The following is a 21,234-nucleotide window of genomic DNA, read 5'->3' as shown; positions in this document are numbered from 1 at the left end:
ACCATCGGACGGTGAAGGCGCATCCGACGAATCAGGGCCGCCGGCGTCGCCCCTGGCGCGGCGTGGGGGCCGTCGCCGTCGTCGCCCTGATGCTGGCCGGCTGCGCATCGCCCCGCGTCGGCACGGCGCCGGCCACGCCCTCCGCGACGACGCAGCGCTCCGCCCCGGACCCCGTGACGGTGTACGCCGAATCGCGTCTCGCTTCGATGACGCTGCGGCAGAAGGTCGCCAGCCTGCTCATGCTCCACCGGCCGGGCGTCGACGGCGCCGCGCTTCGCGCGTTCGTCGAACGGTACGAGCTGGGCGGACTCATCCTGATGGGCGACAACATCCCGCAGGGGATGGCTGCGCTGCGGGCAGAGACGGACGAGATCAGCCCGGACCCCGGACTCCCCGTCCTCACAGCCACCGACGAAGAGGGTGGAATCGTCCGCCGCCTGCCTGAGGACTCTGCGCCCGGCGCCGAACAGCTGAAGCAGGAGGATCCGGATGCGACCCGTGCCGCTTTCGCCGGCCGTGCAGCGCTGCTGAAGCAGGCCGGGATCTCCCTCAACTTCGGAACGGTCGCCGACGTCACCGCCGACCCGAAGTCCTTCATCTACGACCGGGTTCTCGGCGCGACGCCGGCGGATGCGAGCAGCCGGGTAGCGGCTTCGGTCGCGGGCCAGAAGGGTGCGGTGCTGTCGACCCTCAAGCATTTCCCGGGTCATGGCGAGGTCGAAGCCGATTCGCACGTCGGCATCCCGACGACGCCCGTCTCCCTGGCCGACTGGCGCGTGCGGGACGAGCCGCCGTTCGTGGCCGGCGTGAAGAGCGGTGCGGATGTTGTCATGTTCGGTCATCTCGTCTACAGCGCGGTCGACAGCGAGCCGGCCTCGCTCTCAGCGGTCTGGCACCGCATCCTCGCCGACGACGTCGGTTTCAACGGAGTGACGGTGACAGACGACCTGCGGATGCTGCAGGACTCGGGTCTGCCGCAGTACCAGGATCCGGGCGAGAACGCCGTGAAGGCGCTGGCTGCGGGCAACACGATGCTCCTGTTCGTCCTCGGCGCCGATCCGTCGCAGGACGGTGTCGACCCCGATCGGGTGATCGACGCGGTGGTGTCGGCCGTGAGCGCAGGGCGGATCCCGCTTGGCCAGATCGACGAGGATGCGCTCAAACTGCTCGAACTGCGCCGGTCGGTCGCCGTCGGCGGCGACTGATCCGAAGAATTCCGGCGGTCTCGGAATAACTCGGCAATCCATACGCTTGCATGGAAGTGAGGGCGGAATTCACCACCGCCCAGGCTTCACAACCACCGACTGAACAACAGGAGAGCATCTATGTCCGAAAACGTCACGATTCCCGGATACAAAGCCGGCACCTGGACCATCGACCCGTCGCACAGCGAGGTCGGGTTCAGCATCCGCCACCTCATGATCAGCAAGGTCAAGGGCGTATTCGAGAACTTCGACGCGACGTTCGTGACGGCTGAGAACCCGCTCGAGTCGACCGTCACCGCGAAGGCCGAGGTCGCCTCGGTCAACACCAACGACAAGAACCGTGATGCCCACCTGCGCACGGGCGACTTCTTCCTCGCAGAAGAGCACCCGACCATCGACTTCGTCTCCACCGGCGTGCGCGTGGACGGCGGCGACTTCCTCGTCGACGGCGACCTCACGATCAAGGGCGTGACCAAGCCGGTCACCTTCGACTTCGACTTCGGCGGCTTCGGCCAGGACCCGTACGGCAACTACAAGGCCGGCGCGACCGCGAAGACCGAGATCAACCGTGAGGACTTCGGCCTCACCTGGAACTCGGCTCTCGAGACCGGTGGCATGCTCCTCGGCGACAAGGTCACCATCACGCTCGAGCTCCAGGCGGTCCTCGCACAGGACTAGTCCCGCAGCAATACACTATTTCTCTCAGGGGTCCCGCACTTTCGGGGCCCCTGAGTTCGTTTCAGGATGCGTCCTCGCCGGTGATCTCGTCGTGGATGCGGCGGAGGTCCTCGACCAGGGAGCCGATCAGCACCCAGTGCCGGGAATTGGGCGCCACCACCGAGAGTGGGGCGGTCAGAACCGGTACATCCGCGGTCACCGCTTCGGGTTCGGGGGCGTCGGAGGGGTCGCGGGAGAGCAGCCTGAGGTCGTGGGATGCGCGGCTCAGTTCGTCGGCGATCGCGCCGACAGTGGGCTCCCGGGACACGCTGTCGTCGTAGCGGTCGTGGAAGGCGCGCGTCATCCCGAGGGTCCGGGTTATCACGGGTCCGAGGCGCTTGAAGAGCGCGTCGACGGCCTCCAGATCGCGCCGGTGCCGCGACTGCCGGGGGTTCAGGGTGAGGCTTTCGCGGGCCTGGGTGAGCGCAGCCTCGGCCTTGGTCTGCATCGGACGAAGCAGGCGGGCCGTGATGAGCAGTTCGTCGAGTTGCGCCGGGGTCTGCGGCGTCATCAGCGCCACGGCCAGGCGGTCGAGCGTGGCCGCAGCCTCGTTGCCGAGCCCGTTGACGGAGGTCCGGGCCGGACCGATCAGCACGGGGGGAACGATCGCAACGTTCACGATGATCCCGACGACGGCGCCGATCACGGTCTCGATGATGCGGACGAAAGCGTAGCCGGGGGATGCCGCACCGATCGCGAGCACGAGCATCGCGGTGATCGGGACCTGGTTGGCCGTGCCCGGGGTCAGCTTCAGCGCCCATGAGAGGAAGATCGACAGAACGACCGCGAGCAGCACGATCCAGCTCGTCGTGCCGAACAGCAGGCCGACACCATAGGCGATCGCCACTCCGACGATCACGCCGATGCTGCGCTCGATCGCACGCCCGATCGACTGATTGACGCTCGGCTGGACCACCAACAGGGCGGCGATGGCCGCGAAGATCGGCAGCTGGGTCGGCAGGAACGTGCCGGCGATGAGCCACGCGAGGATCATCGCGATAGCGGTCTTCGTCACCTGCAGGAGCGGGACGCGCGAAGGGGCCTGCAGGGTCGTTGGCAATCGCACGACTCAAGGCTACGGTGTCAGGCCACCTCGCCGCGCAGGCCGAGGAATCGGCCGTATGCGGCGACCCCCGCCGCGAAGCCCGACTGCTCCGCCGTGCTGAGCGGCATGAAGGGCTGCGCTTCGATGGCTACGCGTGTGCCGTTCGCCGCCCGCCGCCACGTGCCGGCGATACGACCCTTCGAGACGATGAGCGGTTTGAAGATGCCGTTCCCCCCAGGAACGACCCGATCGGCGAACTCTGGTGCGAGCACGGGGGACCGGTCCTGGTAGCCGAGGAGGTATTCGTCGAATCCGGGCAGTACGTGGAGCGACCGCGGACGCGCCGCGCGTGGCGTCGTCGAGTCCGCGAGTTCAGCGGTCATCCAGTAGGTGATGCCGTCCAGGTCGAAGGACGTCACGCGGTCTCGGATGATCGCAAGGCCCGCCTTCGCCCCGGCCAGCGTGCCCTTGGTCCACCAGACGTAGTCCTTGAGGGTGGCGGGGCCGTGCCCGGCCAGGTAACGCAGCAGGAACTCCCCCAGGGCCTCGTCCCCGTCGAGCCGGCGCTGATCGGGCGCCCACTCGTCGAGGAGTACGAGCGACTGCTGGCTGCGGTGGGGCGGGCCCCAGCAGATCACCCCGGTCTGCGCGAGGTAGTAGATGAGGTGATACCCGCGCTGGCCGGTGGTGCGGATGCCCTTCCGCTCCCAGAGTTCCATCAGCTCGGTGCGTCCCAGCGATCCTCCGCCGGTCAGCGCTGCAACGACCACATCACGAGCGCGTACGAAATCGTCGTCCTCGAGTTCCAGCTGGCGGTGGCGGCGAGCGAGGCCGGTGATCATGCGCGGGGTCGTCACCCGCAGCATCCACCCGAGTTCGCGTGCGGGCACGAAGTGGAGCGTGCCGCGCATCGGCCAGGAGCGGACGATCTCTCCGCGTTCGAGTGCGGCGATGACGTCGGCCTGCGATGAATCCGCCGTCCGTACGCCGAGAGCCCAGCACGCGGCTGCGAAGTCCTGCGCCTGGACCGCGAGCAGCCGGTCGGTCACGGCCGTCGGTGACTCCAGGGGCGAGGCCAGTGCGTGGGCGGCCTGACGGAACCGGTAGAGGTCGGCGTACCCCGCGTGCGTCGGCATGAGACCAGTATCGCGGCCGCCACCGACAGAGGTCAGGTCAGGATGCCGAGTTCCCTGAGCTGGTCGCTGAGGCCGGCGCCGTCGGGCGAGTACACCCACGGCACGCCGCTCGTCTCCGAGTGCTTCTCCGCCTTGGAACGACCACCCGCGAGCACCGCCTCACCTGTCGACAACTGGCGGATGGCGACCGCGGCGACGTTCTCGGGATGCTTGGTCGTGAACTCGCCGTAGATGGTCTCGTCGTGCTGCCCGTCGTCGCCGATGAGGAGCCAGCGCAGACCGGGGAATTCGCCCGCAAGCCGCTCAAGGCTCGACTCTTTGTGCAACTGGCCGCTGCGGAACCAGCGATCGTGGGTCGGCCCCCAGTCGGTGAGCAGCAGCGCGCCCGGAGGAAAGAGGTTGCGCGACAGGAAGCGCTTGATCGTCGGCGCGACATTCCAGGCGCCTGTCGAGAGGTAGATCACGGGTGCCCCCGGATGCGTGGCCGCGAGTCGCTCGAGCAGCACCGCCATACCGGGCGTCGGGACGCGTGCGTGCTCGTCGAGGACGAACGTGTTCCAGAAGGCGAGGAAGGGCCGGGGGAGCGCGGTCACCATGACGGTGTCGTCGATGTCCGAGATCACGCCGAAGCGGGCAGAGGGGTCGACGATGAAGACGGGGGACTCGACGGCGCCCTTCGAGTCGGCCGTGTACATCCGGACGGTGTGCCAGCCCGGCGACAGCTGCACGGGGATCACGGTGTCGATGACGCCGCCGCGGTCGGGGCGGACCTCGTGGGTGGTGCCCTCGATCTCGATCGTGACCGGGACGTCGCTGATGGGCACGCTGATGAAGGACCGCCAGCCCCGGATGCTCTCCTCGCGCCGTCTGTTGGCGGTCTCCGATCGGCTGCCGGGCCGCGGGTCGCGTGCGAGTACTACGCGCCCGAGGATGCGCGCCCAGGTCGGCGCGCCGTACCCGGTGTACGGGAGGACGGTGGAGAGAAAGCCCCTTTTGCGGGCACGCTTCGCGCGGAACTCGTGGAAGACGTCCTCGATGCGCGCCGCGCGGTGCATGATGGGCTCGACGCTCGCCGCGCGCTTCTCGGGTGTACGGGCCATATGTGCCAGTTTCTCACGAACCGCTGTGGTTCCGGACGCCGGCTGTCACGTGCTCGGGGAGCTTCACCCGATCCTCCAGCGACGCGCCAGCGGGTTTACAGCAAAAATGAGGGATTCCCGGTTTATGATCCAGTCATGGCGGGTTCGTCCTGCCGGAGGGCTGGGGACCCGCAGCGCCGTATTGTGGACATGCAGGAAAGAAGGAGTAGCCCTAGTGCCCATCAATGATCTCGTGACCGGCCAGAGCCAGTCAGGAGCACCTCTCGTCCGCACTGAGCCGATTCAGGAGCGCAGCGCCGCGCGAATCGACGCTCTTCTCGACGCCGCCGCCGAAGTCGTGGACGAGATCGGTTTCGACCGTCTGACGACCGCGATGGTGGCTGAGCGGGCCGACGCATCCATCGGAACGGTCTACCGGTACTTCCCCGACCGCATCGTCCTGTTGCAGGCGCTGCGCGACCGGGCGCTCCAGCGCTATCGCGCTGCCGTCGTGGAGGCCATCCACGAGGCATCGCCGGAGCACTGGTGGGATGCGATGGAGTGCGCCATCGACGCGTTCGTGGAGATGTTCCGCAGCGAGCCGGGGTTCCGGATCATCCGGTTCACCGACGCCGAACGCCAGTCCGCCTCGGCCGGGGCCGGATTCGGGGAGGACTTCTTCGCACACCAGTTCGCCAACATCCTCGCAGAGGAGTTCGGTCTCCCCGCGGGCGACCAGCTGAACTTCCGTCTCGAGGTCGCGGTCGAGATCGCCGACTCGCTGATCACCCGGGCGTTCCTCATCGACCCGCGCGGAGACGAGGCGTTCATCGAGGAGGCCCGTGTGGTCATCCGCGAATACCTTGCGAAGCGCTACGGCGACGGCTCAACCGACTGAATCGATCGGCCTCCGGCGGAATGTCGGTGGTGTGCGGCAGCGTTTCATACTGAAGATTCCCTTCACAAACGGCAATCCGTCTTTGCCAAACGCTCCGAATGGTGTTTGGGTTGAACATCTGGCACGTGTTGATCCGAAAACTTCCTCGAGGAATGAGCCGCATAGATGATCGAATTCCGATCGGTGACAAAGCAGTTCCCCGACGGAACTGTGGCCGTTCGCGACTTCTCGCTGATCATCCCGTCGCGCAAGATCACGGTGCTCGTCGGTTCGTCCGGCAGTGGCAAGACGACAATCCTCCGCATGATCAACAGGATGGTCGACCCGACGAGCGGCACCATCGAGATCGACGGCGAAGACATCTCGACGCTGGCTCCGGTGAACCTGCGCCGCAGCATCGGCTATGTCATGCAGAACTCGGGCCTCCTGCCGCACCGCAAGGTCGTCGACAACATCGCGACGGTGCCCCTCCTGCGCGGCGTGAAGAAGCGGGTCGCCCGCGAGAACGCGCTGGAGCTGATGGACACCGTCGGGCTCGACAGGTCGCTCGCCGACAAGTATCCGAGCCAGCTGTCGGGCGGCCAGCAGCAGCGCGTCGGAGTGGCACGCGGACTCGCCGTCGACCCGAACATCCTGCTCATGGATGAACCGTTCGGAGCGGTCGACCCCATCGTGCGCGACGACCTCCAGCAGGAGCTCCTGCACCTCCAGCGTGAACTCGACAAGACGGTCGTCTTCGTCACGCACGACATCGACGAGGCCTTCCTCCTCGGTGAACAGGTGGTGATCTTCCGTACCGGCGGGATCGTGGCTCAGAAGGGCACTCCCGCCGAGATCCTCAGCGACCCCGCCGACGACTTCGTCGCGTCGTTCGTCGGCGCCGACCGGGGCAAGCGCTCCCTGCACATCGAACAGACCCCGACCGGCGACGTCCTGGTCGACAGCGACGGGCGCACCGCAGGCGTGCTCTCCGCCGATTCCGCCCACGAAGCAAAGGCCGCGACCCTCATGGGCGCGGGTGCTCCGGCGCAGGGTGAGGAAGCGCCGTGAGCTGGCTGTGGTCGAATTTCGGCCTCATCGACTACGGCCAGGTCTGGGACCTCACTGTCATCCACATCGGTCTGAGCATCCCCCCCATCGTCTTCGGCTTCCTGCTCTCGCTTCCGATCGGGTGGATCGCCAATCGGTATCACGCGACGCGCGGAACCCTGCTGACGATCGGCGGCATCCTGTACACGATTCCGTCGCTCCCACTCTTCATCGCGATGCCTTCACTGATCGGAACGAAGATCCTGAACCCGATCAACGTGATCGTGGCGCTCACGATCTACGCTCTGGCCCTGATGGTGAGAACGACGGCCGATGCGCTCGGGTCCGTCTCCGGTGACGTGCTGCAGTCGGCGACCGCTGTGGGCTTCTCGAGCTGGCGCCGGTTCTGGGCAGTCGAGCTGCCGCTGGCCGGGCCCGTTCTCCTGGCGGGCCTGCGGGTGGTCTCGGTGAGCACCGTCAGCCTCGTGAGCGTCGGGTCGCTGATCGGGGTCAACAACCTGGGCAACCTCTTCATCGACGGCTACCAGCGCTCCTTCCCCGAAGAAGTGGTGGTCGGCATCCTGGCCGTGATGGCGATCGCGTTCGCGTTCGACGGCATCCTCCTGATCCTCGGCCGCCTGCTGATGCCCTGGACACGGATCGACAAGCGCAGCCGCAGGGCTGTTCGCCGCGAGCAGTTGCGGGTGGTGACGGAAGCATGATCAACTTCGTCGCGGCATTTGCCTGGCTCAGCGATCCGGCCCACTGGGTGGGACCGGACGGCATTCCGACGCGGATGTGGGAGCACATCTGGTATTCCGGGCTGACTCTTCTGATCGCTGCCGTCATCGCGATACCCATCGGACTCGCGATCGGGCATACGGGCCGCGGCCGGGGAGTGGCTGTCTCGATCTCCGGTGCGCTCAGGGCGATTCCGACGCTCGGCCTCGTCGTGTTTCTGGCACTGGAGCTCGGCGGACTCGACATCACCTCACCGCTGATCGCCCTCACCATCCTTGCGATCCCGCCCGTGCTCGCGGGTGCCTACGCGGGCATCGATGCGGTCGACAAGAGCACGGTCGATGCGGCGCGCGCCATGGGCATGACCGAAATGCAGGTTCTCCGGAAGGTCGAGCTGCCGCTCGCGCTGCCGCTGATGATCGGCGGTCTTCGATCCGCGATGCTGCAGGTCATCGCGACATGGACGGTCGCGGCGTTCCTGCCCGTCGGCGGGCTCGGCCGGTACCTGATCGACGGGTTGTCGGTCCGTGCATACGACGAGATGCTCGCGGGGTCGATTCTCGTCGTCCTGCTCGCCCTCGTCACCGACGGCGTATTCGCGATCATCCAGCGCCTTGTCGTACCGCGGGGCGTCATCGTCTCCCGTGTCACAGATGTCCGTGTGAAGACTTCGCGTCCTCGTGCGGTGGTGGGTGTGCCCATCCAGGAAAGCACCACCGAGTAGAGAAGAAAAGGAAGAATCATGTTTGCATCAAGAAGAGGCCGCATCGCCGCAGGCGTGCTCGCCGCGGGGGCGTTGCTAGCTCTCAGCGCCTGCTCGTCCGGCAATGCGCTTGACAGCGGCAGCACCTCCTCGAGCTCCGCCGGCACCATAACGGTCGGCTCGGCTGCGTTCGGCGAATCCCAGATCATCGCTGAGATCTATGCTCAGGCCCTCGAGGCGAAGGGGGTCAAGGTCAACCGCAATCTCAGTATCGGCCAGCGCGATGTCTACCTAGCCGCCCTCAAGGACGGCTCGATCGACCTTATTCCGGAGTACAGCGGAAACCTGCTTCAGTTCTACGACAAGACCGCCACCGCGCAGTCGAGCGACGATGTGTACTCGGCCCTGCAGAAGGCGCTCCCCGCAGGATTCGAAGTGCTCAACCAGTCGCAGGCCCAGGACGCCGACTCGTACAACGTGACCAAAGCGTTCTCCGACAAATACAACGTCAAGTCGCTGGCCGATCTCGCTGCCGTCAAGGTCCCGTTGACCGTCGCGGCGAACCCTGAGTTCGCCACGCGGCCCTACGGGATTCCCGGGCTGAAGAGCCAGTACGGCGTCACCGCCGCGCTGAAGCCGATCAACGACAGCGGCGGTCCCGCAACGGTCACTGCGCTGAAGAACGGATCGGTGCAGCTCGCCGACATCTACACGACCACGCCTGCCATCAAGGACAACAACTTCGTGACCCTCGAGGACCCGAAGCACATGATCCTCGCCCAGAACGTGCTTCCGCTGATCAACTCGAAGAAGGTGAACAGCACCGTCAAGGACGTCCTCAACAAGGTCGACGCCGCCCTGACCACCGCTGACCTGATCGCGCTGAACAGCGACAACCAGGGCGCGCAGAAGGTGTCGCCGGCAGATGCCGCCAAGAAGTGGCTAGCCGACCACAACCTGGGCTGACGTTCGCACGATGAAGGGCGGCGGGCCGGACGACCCGGCTCGCCGCCCTTCATCGTGATCCGGCTAGTCGGTCGACGGTGAGCGCAGCCGCTTGACGAGCGACCAGAGATATTCGACCGACGAGGCCATGTCGGCCGTGTCGTCGAGCATCCACTGCACCTGCATCCCGTCGGCGACAGCTATGACGAGCCTGGCGACTTCACGGGCGTCCAGCGTCGGGTCGAGCCGGCCCGCCCGCTGTTCAGACGCGATGTACTGGGCGAGCTGGTCGATGAAGAAGCGATAGCGTTCGACGAAGTAGTCGTGGCCCGGGTGACTCTCGTCGGCCGCCTCCGCCGAGATGGTCGCATACAGGTGCACGAGACCCGGGACCTCCGCATTGTGACGCATGGCATCGACCAGTCCCTGGAACGGATCGTCGTGCTCTGCAGCCGAGGCCAGGTCCGCTTCGTCGCGCTTGCGCAGGACTTCGGCGAAGAGCTCCTCCTTCGAGCTGAAATGGTGCAGGAGCCCCGCCTGGCTGAGACCGACCGCTTCAGCGATCTCACGCAGCGACGCGCGCCGGTAACCCCGCTCGGCGAAGACCTCCAGGGCTGTTGTCAGGATCTCTTCGCGCTTGGCGAGACCCTTGGCGTACGAACCCTTCTTCGGCGTGGACACGACACGATGCTACTGGCTTACGCAACGCACCGAGATCCGATTCTGCTCGGCACCGGGCGCTTGGTAGGTTGGAGACGGACGCGCCAAGCGTTCGCCTCCACAGGAATCACCATCCTGCCGGAAGCTCCGTCGATGATGCGACCGAGATTCGGCCGTTCCCTGAGGAGTACTGCGTGAACGACGCTCTGGATGCCCTGCTGCTGGCTCGCTGGCAGTTCGGTCTGACCACGATCTACCACTTCCTGTTCGTGCCGATCACGATCGGGATGGCTACCACAGTCGCGATCTTCCAGACCGCCTGGTACCGCACCGGCAAGGTGCATTACCTGCAGTTGACGCATTTCTTCGGCAAGATCTTCCTGATCAACTTCGCTATGGGTGTCGTGACCGGCATCGTTCAGGAGTTCCAGTTCGGCATGAACTGGTCGTCATACTCCCGATTCGTCGGCGACGTGTTCGGTGCCCCGCTGGCGTTCGAAGGCTTGCTTGCGTTCTTCCTCGAAGCGACGTTCATCGGCCTGTGGATCTTCGGCTGGAGCAGATTGCCCCGGGGGCTCCACCTCGCGAGCATCTGGATGGTGGCCGTCGGCACGATCCTGTCGGCCTACTTCATCATCGCAGCGAACGCGTTCATGCAGTGGCCGGTCGGCTTCACCCTGAACGATGCACGTGGGCGTGCCGAACTGACCGACATCTGGGCCCTTCTCACGAACAAGGTCGCGCTCGCAGCCTTCCCGCACACGCTGGTGGCGTGCTTCATGGTCGCGGCCGGCCTTGTGATCACGGTCGCGGCGTGGCATCTGTCCCGCGGACGCAATCTCGAGACCATGCGCCCCGCCCTCAAATTCGGTTTGTGGGCCATGATCATCGCGGGCGTCCTCACCGTTCTGACGGGCGACCAGCTGGGCCTCGTCATGGTGGCGACGCAGCCCATGAAGATGGCGGCTGCCGAGGCGCTGTACCACACGGCGACCGGCGCCAATGCCTCGTTCTCGATCTTCACCTGGGGCACACCGGACGGTGTGCATGAACTCTTCTCCATCCGCATCCCGTACCTGCTGTCGTTCCTTTCGACGCACACGCTCAACGGCACCGTCGAGGGAATCAACGAACTCCAGGCGCAGTACGTCCAGCTGTACGGTCCGGGCGACTACACGCCGATCATCTGGGTGACGTACTGGGCGTTCCGGTGGATGATCGGCCTCGGTCTCCTCCACGTCCTGATCGCGATCGCCGGCCTCTGGGTCACGCGAAGGGGTCGTTCGCCGGCCCGCTGGGTCTGGAGGATCGCCATCTGGGCGTTCCCGCTCTCGCTCGGCGCGATGATCATGGGCTGGATCTTCACCGAGATGGGCCGGCAGCCGTGGATCGTGTTCAGCCTGATGAAGACGACGAACGGTGTGTCGCCCGAGGTCACCGGGGTCACGGTGCTGATCTCGCTGATCGCGTTCACCCTCATCTACGGCATCCTGGCGGTGGTGGAGTTCCGCCTCGTCAAGCGTGCGGCTCAGAAGGGTCCCGACCCCATTGAGGAGCCACGGGACGAATCGGGCGAGATCGCCCCCCTGGCGACGGTCTACTAGGAGCGCGTGATGGATCTGACAATTCTCTGGTTCTGGATCGTCGCCGGCCTGTTCGTGGGCTACTTCGTGCTGGACGGCTTCGATTTCGGGGTCGGGATGGCGCTGCCCTTCCTCGGCAAGGACGACGTCGACCGCCGGGTCATGATCAACACGATCGGGCCGGTCTGGGACCTCAACGAGACGTGGCTGATCGTCGCAGGCGCATGCCTCTTTGCGGCGTTCCCCGAATGGTATGCGACGCTCTTCAGCGGTTTCTACCTCGCACTGCTGCTGATTCTGCTCGCGCTGATCGCGCGCGGTGTCTCGTTCGAGTACCGTCACCAGCGACCGGATTCCCGTTGGAAGGCCTGGTTCGACGGCATGATCGTCGTCGGCTCGGCCGTTCCCGCGTTGCTGTGGGGGGTCGCGTTCGCGAACATCGTGCAGGGGGTCGCTCTGGATGCGCACCACAACTACACGGGAACCCTCTTCGACCTGCTGAACCCGTACGCCCTGCTCGGCGGCCTGACGACCCTCCTGCTGTTCTTCACCCACGGGGTCGTCTTCGTCTCGTTGAAGACGGAAGGCGACATCCGTGAGCGCGCCCGGAGACTCGCTTCACGCTCGGGCGTGATCGCGATCGTGGTCGCTGCTGCTTTCCTCCTCTGGACCGGTATTGCGCATTTCAGCGTCGGCTTCACGATCCTCGCCCTCATCGCAGCGGTCGCTCTTGTCCTGTCGTGGGTCGCGAACCTGCGGGGAGCGGAGGGGTGGTCCTTCCTGTTCATGGCCCTGACGATCGCGTTCGCGGTGATCGCCCTGTTCGCGAACCTGTTCCCGAACGTGATGCCGGCGACGGATCCGGCCAACAGCCTGACGATCCGCAATGCGTCGAGCACGCCCTACACCCTCACGGTGATGAGCTGGACGGCCCTCGTGTTCCTCCCGCTGGTCGTCCTCTACCAGGGCTGGACCTACTGGATCTTCCGCAAGCGCCTTTCGCGGGCGAGCATCCCGTCCGATGTCGCGCATTCGGCGGCCGGCTGATCGCGTGAGACCTCTCGATCGGCGCCTCCTCGCGTACGCGTCGGTGGCGCGCACCATGCTCGGGCTGGGCGGCATCCTCGCGTGTGCGCAGGCCGTGTGCATCGTCGCCTTCGCCTGGATCGTCACACAGCTGGTCGTCCGGGCGATCGCGGGTGAGCGACTCGCAGAGCTCGGCGGCCTTCTGGCGGTGCTGGTCGCCGTCGTCGCAGTCCGTGGGCTGTTGCTCTGGCTGGCCGATCTCACCGCCACCCGGGGTGGCGCCCGTTCGATCGGGCAGCTGCGTGCCTCCCTTCTCACGGCCATCGGCCGGCTCGGGCCATCCTGGCTCGCGTCCCGCAGCACGGCCGACGTGACCCTGACTGCGGGCCGAGGCCTCGATGCCCTCGACGGGTACTTCACGCGGTATCTTCCACAGCTGGTCATGACGGCGATCGCGACGCCGCTCATCGTCGTCGTCATGCTGGTGAGCGACCCGACGAGCGGCGTGATCGTCATCGTGACCCTTCCGCTGATTCCCCTTTTCATGGTGCTCGTCGGGTGGGCGACCCAGGCGGCCCAGCAGCGCCAGTGGGAGACGCTCGGCCGGCTCTCACGCGCATTCCTCGACGTCGTCAACGGTCTTGCCACTCTCAAACTGTTCGGCAGGGAGCATCGTCAGGTCGACCGGATCCGCGCGGTCAGCGACGAGTACCGGGTCCGCACGATGCGGGTGCTGCGGGTCTCGTTCCTCAGCGGGTTCGTCCTCGAACTCGGAGCGAGCCTGTCGGTCGCGATCGTGGCGGTGGAGGTGGGCCTTCGGCTGCTGTCGGGGGATCTCACGCTCGGGGTCGGTCTCTTCGTGCTGCTGCTGGCGCCGGAGGCGTTCCTCCCCGTCCGCAACATCGGCAGCAGCTACCATGCCGCGACGGAGGGCATCGCCGCAGCGGAGCACGCGTTCAGCATCCTCGACGAGGACAAGGGGCGCGGGGCAGCCGCTGACAGGGGTGAGCGCACGACGCGCTCTGCGCCGCGACTGGACCCGACGCTGGCCGACGGAGCGATTGTGATCGACTCGGTGTCGGTCGAGTACGGCGGTGTCGACGGCGTCCGTGATTTCAGCGCGCGATTCGAGCCCGGGGCGCTGACCGTCGTGGCGGGCCCGAGTGGCGCGGGAAAGTCGAGCCTCATCGCAGCGCTGCTCGGTTTCACGGATTTCGACGGCGACATCCGGATCGGCGTCGGCGAGCATCCACCCAGGGAACGCGAGCCTCGCGACCTGGTCGCGTGGTCAGGGCAGCGGCCGGCGCTGTCTGCCGGCACGGTGGGGGAGAACATCGCGCTCGGCACCGACCTCTATCGCGAGGACCGGGTCATCCTGGCCCTCTCCCTGGCGGCGGCCGACGAGCTGTCGCCCGCCACGATCCTCGGCGTGGGAGGTGCAGGACTCTCGGGAGGCCAGGCGCAGCGGATCGCTGTCGCCCGCGCTGTCTACCGGATGCTCGAACGCGACTGCCCCGTGCTCCTGCTCGACGAGCCGTCCTCCGCGCTCGACGACCAGACCGAGGCGGAGCTCGTGGTCCGGCTGCGCGAACTCGCCGCAGCGGGACGCACGGTCGTCGTCGTGAGCCATCGAGCTGCGGTGATCGGCGCAGCCGACGCCGTCATAGCAGTGGGGGAGCTCAGCCATGCGTGACGCGCGCGTCCGGGCCGTCCTCCGTGGCTCGCAGCCGCCGCTGCGGAGGTTCTGGTCTTCCGTCGCCTTCGGCGTCCTCAGTGCCGCCTCCGCGGTCGCCCTGCTTGCGGCCTCGGCCTGGCTGATCACCCGCGCGTCGGAGCAGCCATCGCTGATCTACGTCTCGGTCGCGGTCGTCGGCGTGCGGGCGTTCGCGCTCAGCCGGGCGGTCTTCCGCTATCTCGAACGGCTCGCCGGACACGACGCCGCGTTCCACCAGCTGGCGTCGATTCGCGCCGGAATGGTCGCCGAGCTCGTTCCGCTCGCACCCGACGGGCTCGGCGACACCCGACGCGGCGATCTGCTCTCCACGCTGGCCGACGACGTGGACGAGCTTCAGAATCGCTCGCTGCGCGTGATCCAGCCCCTGGTCACGGCCGGGATCGTCGCGGTCCTCACTGTCGTCGGCGTCACGATCCTCCTCCCGGCCGCCGGCCTCATCCTCGCGGTCACGCTCGCACTCGCCGGCATCTTCGGCACGATCGTCAACGGATCGTTCTCGTCGAAGGCGGAGCGGGCGATCGCTACTCTCCGCGCCGAGCTCAACGATCGGGTCCTCGACCTTGTGAGCAACCTCGCGGTACTGACGGCGTTCGGCGCGCTCGCGGGCGAGACGCGTAAGGCCGTGGACGCAGGGGCGACGCTGACACGCGCCATCCGGTCACGCGCCTCGGCAGCGGCACTCACCGCGGGTCTCGTCTCCGTGCTCGCCGGCGGAGCGACCATCGGAGCCTTCCTCGTCGGTGTTCCGGCCCTGGATGCCCACCGGATCGACGCGCCTGCCCTTGCTGTGCTAGCCCTTGTGCCGCTGGCTGTCTTCGAGGTCTTCGGAATGCTTCCCCTCGCCCTCGGTGCGCGGCGCCAGGTCATCGCGAGTGCCGAGCGGATCGCCCGGACCGTCCCGGCCACCATCCCGGCGGCCGTTCCGGTCGACCTCCCACAGCCGGTCGACCTCCCACTGCCGGCCGCGCTCCCGTCGTCAGCGCACGATCCCGTTCTCGTGCTGGACGGCGTCACGGCCCGCTGGCCGAACGTGGAGCAGCCGGTGCTCCGCGGAGTTTCCCTCCGGCTGCATCGCGGCGAACGGATGGTGATCGAGGGGCCGACCGGGTCGGGCAAGACGGCACTCGCCCACGTCCTGACGCGCTTCATCGACTACGAGGGAAGCTACCGTCTCGCAGGGGTCGAGGCGCGCGACCTCGCGCAGGACGACGTGCGGACCGTCGTCGGGCTCTGCGAGCAGCAGCCGTACCTCTTCGACTCCGACATCCGCCAGAATCTGCTCTTCGCGCGTGACACGGCGACGGATGCGGACCTCGAGGCCGTCCTCGAACGAGTGGGCCTCGCGGAATGGCTGCGAGACCGCGGAGGACTCGACGCCCGGGTCGGCGAGCGTGGAGCGCTCGTCTCCGGCGGCCAGGCGCAGCGCATCGCACTCGCCCGGGCGCTGCTCGCTGACGTCTCAGTGCTCATCGCCGACGAGCCGACGGCCAACGTCGACCTCGACGTCGCCGATCGGATCGTTCGCGACATCGTCACCGCCGCTTCGCAGGCGGGCACTGCCGTCATCCTGATCTCGCACGTGGCGGTCGCGCCCGACCTCGTCGACGTTCGCCTTCGGATGGAGGAGGGGCGATTGAGACGGACCGTGGCCGACCCCGTGCCCGACGGAACCGCCGACTCCGACGTCAGTCCAGAGGGCGTGCCAGCGCGCTGAGCCGAGGACGCCACCGTTGCGCATGCCGGCCCTCGACGTTCAGGTCCGGGCCGTCGACCCAGGCGTCGACGACGCGGATGCCGTGGAGGGCATTGACCGCCCACAGCTCGCAGCCCTCGAGTTCCTGCGGAGTGGTCTCCTCCTCGGCGACGGGCGCGCCCATGGCCGCCTCAACCGTCATGATCGAGCGGGCGGTGACGCTCGGGATGCGCGGCAGATAGGCGGGCGGAACCATGAGCTGTTCGCCGCGCCACCACATCAGTGCGCTGGTCGAGCCCTCCGAGACGAGCCCGCCATCGAGGATGACCGCCTCGCGCGCGCCCGACCGTTGCGCCTCCTGCCGCAGGCGGAGCATCGCGTCGAGGTCCGGGCCTTTGATCGTGGGCTCTGTGCGGGGGTCCTCGCCGTGGTGGGTCGCCACGACGACGGTGTCCTGCAGTTCGGGGGCCGACCGCAGGCGGAAGTGGAGGCGGAAGGCGCCGTCGTTCGACGAGACCTCCAGCCGGGGGAACCAGTTGCCCTCCCGAGGAACCAGTGAGAGAGCATCCGCGAAGAAGGTCTCGAGTTCGCCCTCGTCCGGATGACCCCGGGCGACCGCCGACTCGATGAACCGGCTGCGGTGAACGTCGACCGCCAGCGTGCGGCCGTCGCTCACCAGGAACGAATCGGCTACCTCGAGGCGCGTTGCGAAGAGTTCGCAGTCCTCGAGCAGGCGGAGGGCGCCGTCATGCCAGTCGAAGATCGCGGAGATCTCACTCATCCGACGTCCCTTCGTCGCGCGCGCTGCACAGCGCCCGGCCGCTGCCGGGCCGCTCTAGGCTAGTACGATGGCCACCCGAATCCTGCGATTTCCGCTCTCCGAATGGCTGGAACCCGAGGCGGTCTTCCTCGCGGCCTTCGCTGACGAGCCGTATATCGCCTGGCTGGACTCCGGTGCGGATGCGGAGACCGGGGTGTCCGTGATCGCGACGGCCACCGAGGGATCGCGTTTCGCCACGGCATCCGTCGCCGACGGCACCGTCTCCGTCGGCCGCCCCGGGAAGTCGCCCGCGACCGGGCCGGGCGACATTCTCGACGCTCTTGCTTCGTCTTTGGCGGGATTCGGCGACCTCGAGCCGAGGCATCCGGAGGCGACCGACTTCTCGCTCGGCTGGATCGGCTGGCTCGGGTACGAGTACGGTGCGTCGGCGAACGGGGTGCCGGTGTCGCCGACGCGTGTGCCCGATGCGGCGATGCTGTTCGTCGAACGCGCCGTCGTCTTCGACCACGCGACGCGAACGATCGAACTGATCGCCCTGGACGAGGAGGGTGCAGCGGGGTGGGCGGACGAGCTGCGGTCCCGGCTGACTGCATCCGTTGGTCCGGCTGCACCTCCGCGCATGCTGCTCGGTGACACGGCGCCCGGCGAGGTCGGCCTGCGGTGGCGGCACGACGACACCGACTACCTGCGTCTCATCGGCGAATGCCAGGAGGCCATCCGACGCGGGGACGCGTACCAGCTGTGCCTGACCAACGAGGCGACGGCCGACGTCTCGGTCGACCCGATCGAGGCGTACCTCCGGCTGCGTGCGTCGAGTCCGACCCACCACGGCGGTCTCCTCAGGTTCGGGGATGTCGCACTCCTGAGCTCCTCGCCGGAGCAGTTCCTCTCCATAACCCCCGGCCGGCGCATCCGGACCAAGCCGATCAAGGGCACGCGGCCGCGCGGGGCCACGGTCTCGAGGGACCTCGAGCTACGAGCGGAACTCGAGGCCAGCGAGAAGGAACGCGCCGAGAACGTCATGATCGTCGACCTCATGCGCAACGACCTGGGGCGGGTCTGCGTGGTGGGATCGGTCGAAGTCCACCACCTGCTGGCGGTGGAGAGCTACGCGCAGGTGCACCAGCTCGTCAGCACCGTCGAAGGCGTCCTGGCCGAAGGGGTCGATCCGCTGGCCGCGGTGGCGGCGTGCTTTCCCGCGGGCTCGATGACGGGCGCGCCGAAGATCAGCGCCATGCGCATCCTGCACCGGCTCGAGAACGGCCCGCGGGGGATCTATTCCGGATGCTTCGGCTACCTGGGGCTCGACGGCAGCGTCGATCTCGCCATGGTCATCCGCAGTATCGTGGTCGAACCGGAGCGCGTGTCCCTCGGGGCGGGCGGAGGGATCACGGCACTGTCCGTCCCGGAGGAGGAGCTCGACGAGGTCGCCGTGAAGGCCTCGGCGCTCATCGCGGCGCTGGTGCGGTGAGCACCAGGGAACGGACGGCGGCCCCCCAACGTTTAGTACCCTTGACGATGGGCGTAGCCCGCTCTGACTGCGGGCCACCTTCAGCGTCGACGGGCCCATCAACACGATGATTGAGAGTTACGTGGCACACGAGCACGATTCAGCCAGCGCGCCGACCGAGAGCGCGCAGTACGACTTCGCCGCCATCCAGGACAAGTGGCTTCCGGTCTGGGATGAGCTGAAGCCGTTCGCGACCGACGACCCCAACGACAAGCGGCCGCGCAAATACGTGCTCGACATGTTCCCGTATCCCTCGGGCGACCTGCACATGGGTCACGCCGAAGCGTACGCACTGGGCGACGTCATCGCCCGCTACTGGCGGCAGCAGGGCTTCAACGTGCTGCATCCGATCGGCTGGGACTCCTTCGGCCTGCCCGCGGAGAACGCCGCGATCAAGCGCGGCCTCGACCCCAACGGGTGGACCAACGACAACATCGCCCAGCAGAAGGCGAGCATGCGCCGCTACGCGCCGAGCTTCGACTGGGATCGGGTGCTGCAGACCAGTGACCCGTCTTACTATCGGTGGAACCAGTGGCTGTTCCTGAAGCTCTATGAGAAGGGGCTGGCCTATCGCAAGGCGAGCCAGGTGAACTGGTGCCCCTTCGACCAGACCGTGCTGGCGAACGAGCAGGTCGTCAACGGCCGCTGCGAGCGCTGCGACCACCTGGTGACCAAGAAGAAGCTGACCCAGTGGTACTTCCGGATCACCGACTATGGCGACCGCCTGCTGGACGACCTGAACCAGCTCGAAGGCGCCTGGCCGAGCAAGGTCATCAGCATGCAGCGCAACTGGATCGGGCGCTCGATGGGCGCCGACGTGCAGTTCGCCATCGAGGGCCGCGACGAGCCGGTCACCGTCTACACCACACGTCCCGACACGCTCTACGGTGCGACGTTCATGGTCGTCGCTCCGGACTCCGACCTGGCGGCCGAGCTGGTGGCGGATGCGCCTGAGAAGGTCAAGGAACGGTTCAACACCTACCTCGACACCGTGCGCGGTACGACCGAGATGGACCGCCTCAGCTCCGACCGCGAGAAGACCGGCGTCTTCCTGGACCGGCACGCGATCAACCCGCTGAACGGCGAGCGCCTGCCGATCTGGGCTGCCGACTACGTGCTCAGCGACTACGGCCACGGCGCCATCATGGCCGTGCCCGCCCACGACCAGCGCGACCTCGACTTCGCGCGCGCCTTCGACCTGCCGGTGCGCGTCGTGGTCGACACCAACCAGCCGGTCACCGGTGCGATCCCGGTCATCCACACCGACCCGGAGACCGGAGAGGCGATCCTCCCCGATGAACTGCCGCCGCAGAACCCCGCGGAGACGGGCATTGCGCTGACCGGCGACGGGCGCCTGATCAACTCGGGTCCATTCAACGGGCTGAGCAAGTCGAACGCCATCCGGAGGGTGACCGAGGCGCTGCAGGCGAGCTCGCTCGGCCGCTCGGCCAAGAACTTCCGGCTGCGTGACTGGCTGATCTCCCGTCAGCGCTACTGGGGGACGCCCATTCCGATCATTCACTGCGAAGAATGCGGTGAGGTGCCGGTGCCCGAGTCCGACCTGCCTGTACTGCTGCCGCCGGCAGATGGACTCGACCTGCAGCCGAAGGGCACCAGCCCGCTGGGAGCAGCGGAGGACTGGGTGAACGTGGCCTGCCCGTCGTGCGGGGGCGCTGCGAAACGCGACACCGACACCATGGACACCTTCGTGGACAGCTCGTGGTACTTCCTGCGCTATCTGTCCGTGGGTGACGACACCCAGGCGTTCGACCCGGCCGAAGCCGAGAAGTGGGCGCCGGTCGACCAGTACGTCGGAGGCGTGACCCACGCCATCCTGCACCTGCTCTACGCGCGGTTCATCACCAAGGTCCTGTTCGACCTCGGCTACCTGGGCTTCACCGAGCCCTTCACGGCGCTGCTGAACCAGGGGCTGGTGCTGATGGACGGTTCGGCGATGAGCAAGTCGCGCGGCAACCTGGTGAAGCTCTCCGAACAGCTCGACGAGCACGGTGTGGACGCGGTGCGCCTGACGATGTCGTTCGCAGGACCACCGGAAGACGACATCGACTGGGCCGACGTGTCTCCGGCGGGAAGCGCGAAGTTCCTGGCGCGCGCCTGGCGCGTCGCGAACGATGTGACCAGTTCGCCGGATGTGCTGTGGAAGGACGGCGACGTCGCCCTGCGACGCATGACGCATCGTTTCCTTGCCGACGCGCCAGGACTGATCGAGGCCTTCAAGTTCAACGTCGTCGTCGCGCGGCTGATGGAGCTCGTGAACGCGACCCGCAAGGTCATCGACACCGGAGCGGGGGCGGGTGATCCTGCCGTCCGCGAGGCCGCCGAGGTGACCGCGATGGCGCTCAACATCTTCTCGCCCTACACCGCCGAGGACATGTGGGCGACGCTCGGGTACGAGCCGTCGGTCGCCCTCGCTCAGTGGCGTAAGCCCGACCCGTACCTGCTCGTCGAAGACGCGGTCACGGCCGTCGTCCAGGTCGACGGAAAGGTGCGCGATCGACTCGAGGTGTCGCCGAAGATCTCGAGCGACGATCTGGAGGCGCTTGCGCGTTCGTCGGCGGCAGTCGTGCGTTCGGTGGGAGATCGGGAGATCGTGAATGTCATCGTGCGCGCTCCGCGACTCGTGAACATCGCCACCCGTCCGGCCGGCTGACAGCACGGCGGGTTGACGGCAGGGGCGGCTCCTGCCGCTCCTGCCGCTCCTCCACAATTCGGGGCGCGGTGAGGGTG

Annotated in this window: 18 protein-coding genes; 13 read left to right on the top strand and 5 right to left on the bottom strand. The window is 67.2% G+C overall.

The window, feature by feature from the left end; translation table 11 throughout:
• The first annotated feature begins 11 nt into the window (after positions 1 to 11).
• Positions 12 to 1,205, top strand: coding sequence for a glycoside hydrolase family 3 N-terminal domain-containing protein (locus G3T36_RS11635; RefSeq protein ID WP_338031559.1), 1,194 nt, complete (start codon positions 12 to 14; stop codon positions 1,203 to 1,205).
• 120 nt (positions 1,206 to 1,325) lie between these two features.
• Positions 1,326 to 1,883, top strand: a complete 558-nt coding sequence (locus G3T36_RS11630; protein ID WP_163289930.1) for a YceI family protein — start codon at positions 1,326 to 1,328, stop codon at positions 1,881 to 1,883.
• A 61-nt stretch (positions 1,884 to 1,944) separates the two neighbouring features.
• Here the strand turns inward: G3T36_RS11630 and G3T36_RS11625 are convergent, their stop codons facing one another.
• From G3T36_RS11625 to G3T36_RS11615, 3 genes are read right to left on the bottom strand one after another with little or no spacing between them, the layout of a single operon-like run.
• Positions 1,945 to 2,988, bottom strand: coding sequence for an aromatic acid exporter family protein (locus G3T36_RS11625; RefSeq protein ID WP_163289929.1), 1,044 nt, complete (start codon positions 2,986 to 2,988; stop codon positions 1,945 to 1,947).
• A 17-nt stretch (positions 2,989 to 3,005) separates the two neighbouring features.
• Positions 3,006 to 4,103 (bottom strand): winged helix DNA-binding domain-containing protein, encoded by a 1,098-nt coding sequence (locus tag G3T36_RS11620; protein WP_163289928.1) that lies wholly within the window; start codon positions 4,101 to 4,103, stop codon positions 3,006 to 3,008.
• Positions 4,104 to 4,135: 32 nt separating this feature from the next.
• The gene (locus G3T36_RS11615; protein WP_163289927.1) at positions 4,136 to 5,203 is read right to left on the bottom strand and encodes an App1 family protein phosphatidate phosphatase; all 1,068 of its coding nucleotides are present in this window, start codon (positions 5,201 to 5,203) and stop codon (positions 4,136 to 4,138) included.
• Positions 5,204 to 5,417: 214 nt separating this feature from the next.
• Between G3T36_RS11615 and G3T36_RS11610 the strand changes: the two genes are divergently transcribed.
• From G3T36_RS11610 to G3T36_RS11590, 5 genes are all read left to right on the top strand, one after another.
• A complete protein-coding gene (locus G3T36_RS11610) occupies positions 5,418 to 6,080 on the top strand; it encodes a TetR family transcriptional regulator (RefSeq protein WP_163289926.1) in 663 nt (220 codons plus the stop codon).
• Positions 6,081 to 6,245: 165 nt separating this feature from the next.
• The gene (locus G3T36_RS11605) at positions 6,246 to 7,130 is read left to right on the top strand and encodes an ABC transporter ATP-binding protein (RefSeq protein WP_163289925.1); all 885 of its coding nucleotides are present in this window, start codon (positions 6,246 to 6,248) and stop codon (positions 7,128 to 7,130) included.
• Positions 7,127 to 7,831 (top strand): ABC transporter permease subunit, encoded by a 705-nt coding sequence (locus tag G3T36_RS11600; protein ID WP_163289924.1) that lies wholly within the window; start codon positions 7,127 to 7,129, stop codon positions 7,829 to 7,831. Before G3T36_RS11605 ends, G3T36_RS11600 begins: the two co-directional genes overlap by 4 nt.
• Positions 7,828 to 8,574 carry an ABC transporter permease gene (locus G3T36_RS11595; protein WP_163289923.1) on the top strand — a complete coding sequence of 249 codons (747 nt, stop codon included), beginning with the start codon at positions 7,828 to 7,830 and terminating at the stop codon, positions 8,572 to 8,574. Before G3T36_RS11600 ends, G3T36_RS11595 begins: the two co-directional genes overlap by 4 nt.
• 18 nt (positions 8,575 to 8,592) lie before the next feature.
• A complete protein-coding gene (locus tag G3T36_RS11590) occupies positions 8,593 to 9,519 on the top strand; it encodes an ABC transporter substrate-binding protein (RefSeq protein WP_163289922.1) in 927 nt (308 codons plus the stop codon).
• A 63-nt stretch (positions 9,520 to 9,582) separates the two neighbouring features.
• Here G3T36_RS11590 and G3T36_RS11585 read toward each other — a convergent pair whose 3' ends face one another.
• Positions 9,583 to 10,179: a TetR family transcriptional regulator gene (locus G3T36_RS11585; protein WP_163289921.1), complete on the bottom strand. Its 597-nt coding sequence runs from the start codon at positions 10,177 to 10,179 to the stop codon at positions 9,583 to 9,585.
• A gap of 173 nt (positions 10,180 to 10,352) precedes the next feature.
• Between G3T36_RS11585 and G3T36_RS11580 the strand changes: the two genes are divergently transcribed.
• From G3T36_RS11580 to cydC, 4 genes are read left to right on the top strand one after another with little or no spacing between them, the layout of a single operon-like run.
• The gene (locus G3T36_RS11580) at positions 10,353 to 11,762 is read left to right on the top strand and encodes a cytochrome ubiquinol oxidase subunit I (protein ID WP_163289920.1); all 1,410 of its coding nucleotides are present in this window, start codon (positions 10,353 to 10,355) and stop codon (positions 11,760 to 11,762) included.
• 9 nt (positions 11,763 to 11,771) lie between these two features.
• The gene (gene cydB / locus G3T36_RS11575; protein WP_163289919.1) at positions 11,772 to 12,788 is read left to right on the top strand and encodes a cytochrome d ubiquinol oxidase subunit II; all 1,017 of its coding nucleotides are present in this window, start codon (positions 11,772 to 11,774) and stop codon (positions 12,786 to 12,788) included.
• Positions 12,789 to 12,792: 4 nt separating this feature from the next.
• On the top strand, positions 12,793 to 14,460 hold the full coding sequence (cydD, locus tag G3T36_RS11570) for a thiol reductant ABC exporter subunit CydD (RefSeq protein WP_163289918.1): 1,668 nt from the start codon (positions 12,793 to 12,795) through the stop codon (positions 14,458 to 14,460).
• Positions 14,453 to 16,216 carry a thiol reductant ABC exporter subunit CydC gene (gene cydC, locus G3T36_RS11565; protein WP_163289917.1) on the top strand — a complete coding sequence of 588 codons (1,764 nt, stop codon included), beginning with the start codon at positions 14,453 to 14,455 and terminating at the stop codon, positions 16,214 to 16,216. Before cydD ends, cydC begins: the two co-directional genes overlap by 8 nt.
• Here cydC and G3T36_RS11560 read toward each other — a convergent pair.
• Positions 16,188 to 16,976 carry an aminotransferase class IV gene (locus tag G3T36_RS11560; RefSeq protein ID WP_163289916.1) on the bottom strand — a complete coding sequence of 263 codons (789 nt, stop codon included), beginning with the start codon at positions 16,974 to 16,976 and terminating at the stop codon, positions 16,188 to 16,190. The genes cydC and G3T36_RS11560 overlap by 29 nt on opposite strands.
• A 67-nt stretch (positions 16,977 to 17,043) precedes the next feature.
• On the opposite strand from G3T36_RS11560, the gene pabB reads away from it, so the two are divergent.
• Both pabB and leuS read left to right on the top strand, forming a co-directional pair.
• On the top strand, positions 17,044 to 18,447 hold the full coding sequence (pabB, locus tag G3T36_RS11555) for an aminodeoxychorismate synthase component I (protein ID WP_163289915.1): 1,404 nt from the start codon (positions 17,044 to 17,046) through the stop codon (positions 18,445 to 18,447).
• A gap of 106 nt (positions 18,448 to 18,553) precedes the next feature.
• Positions 18,554 to 21,157: a leucine--tRNA ligase gene (leuS, locus tag G3T36_RS11550; protein WP_163289914.1), complete on the top strand. Its 2,604-nt coding sequence runs from the start codon at positions 18,554 to 18,556 to the stop codon at positions 21,155 to 21,157.
• Positions 21,158 to 21,234 lie beyond the last annotated feature (77 nt).

The sequence above is a fragment of the Leifsonia tongyongensis genome (assembly GCF_010686705.1).
In the GTDB taxonomy this organism is placed as follows: Bacteria; Actinomycetota; Actinomycetes; order Actinomycetales; family Microbacteriaceae; genus Diaminobutyricibacter; species Diaminobutyricibacter tongyongensis.
Note: the sequence above shows the minus strand (reverse complement) of the source record. Positions and strands in the feature narration are given on the sequence as shown.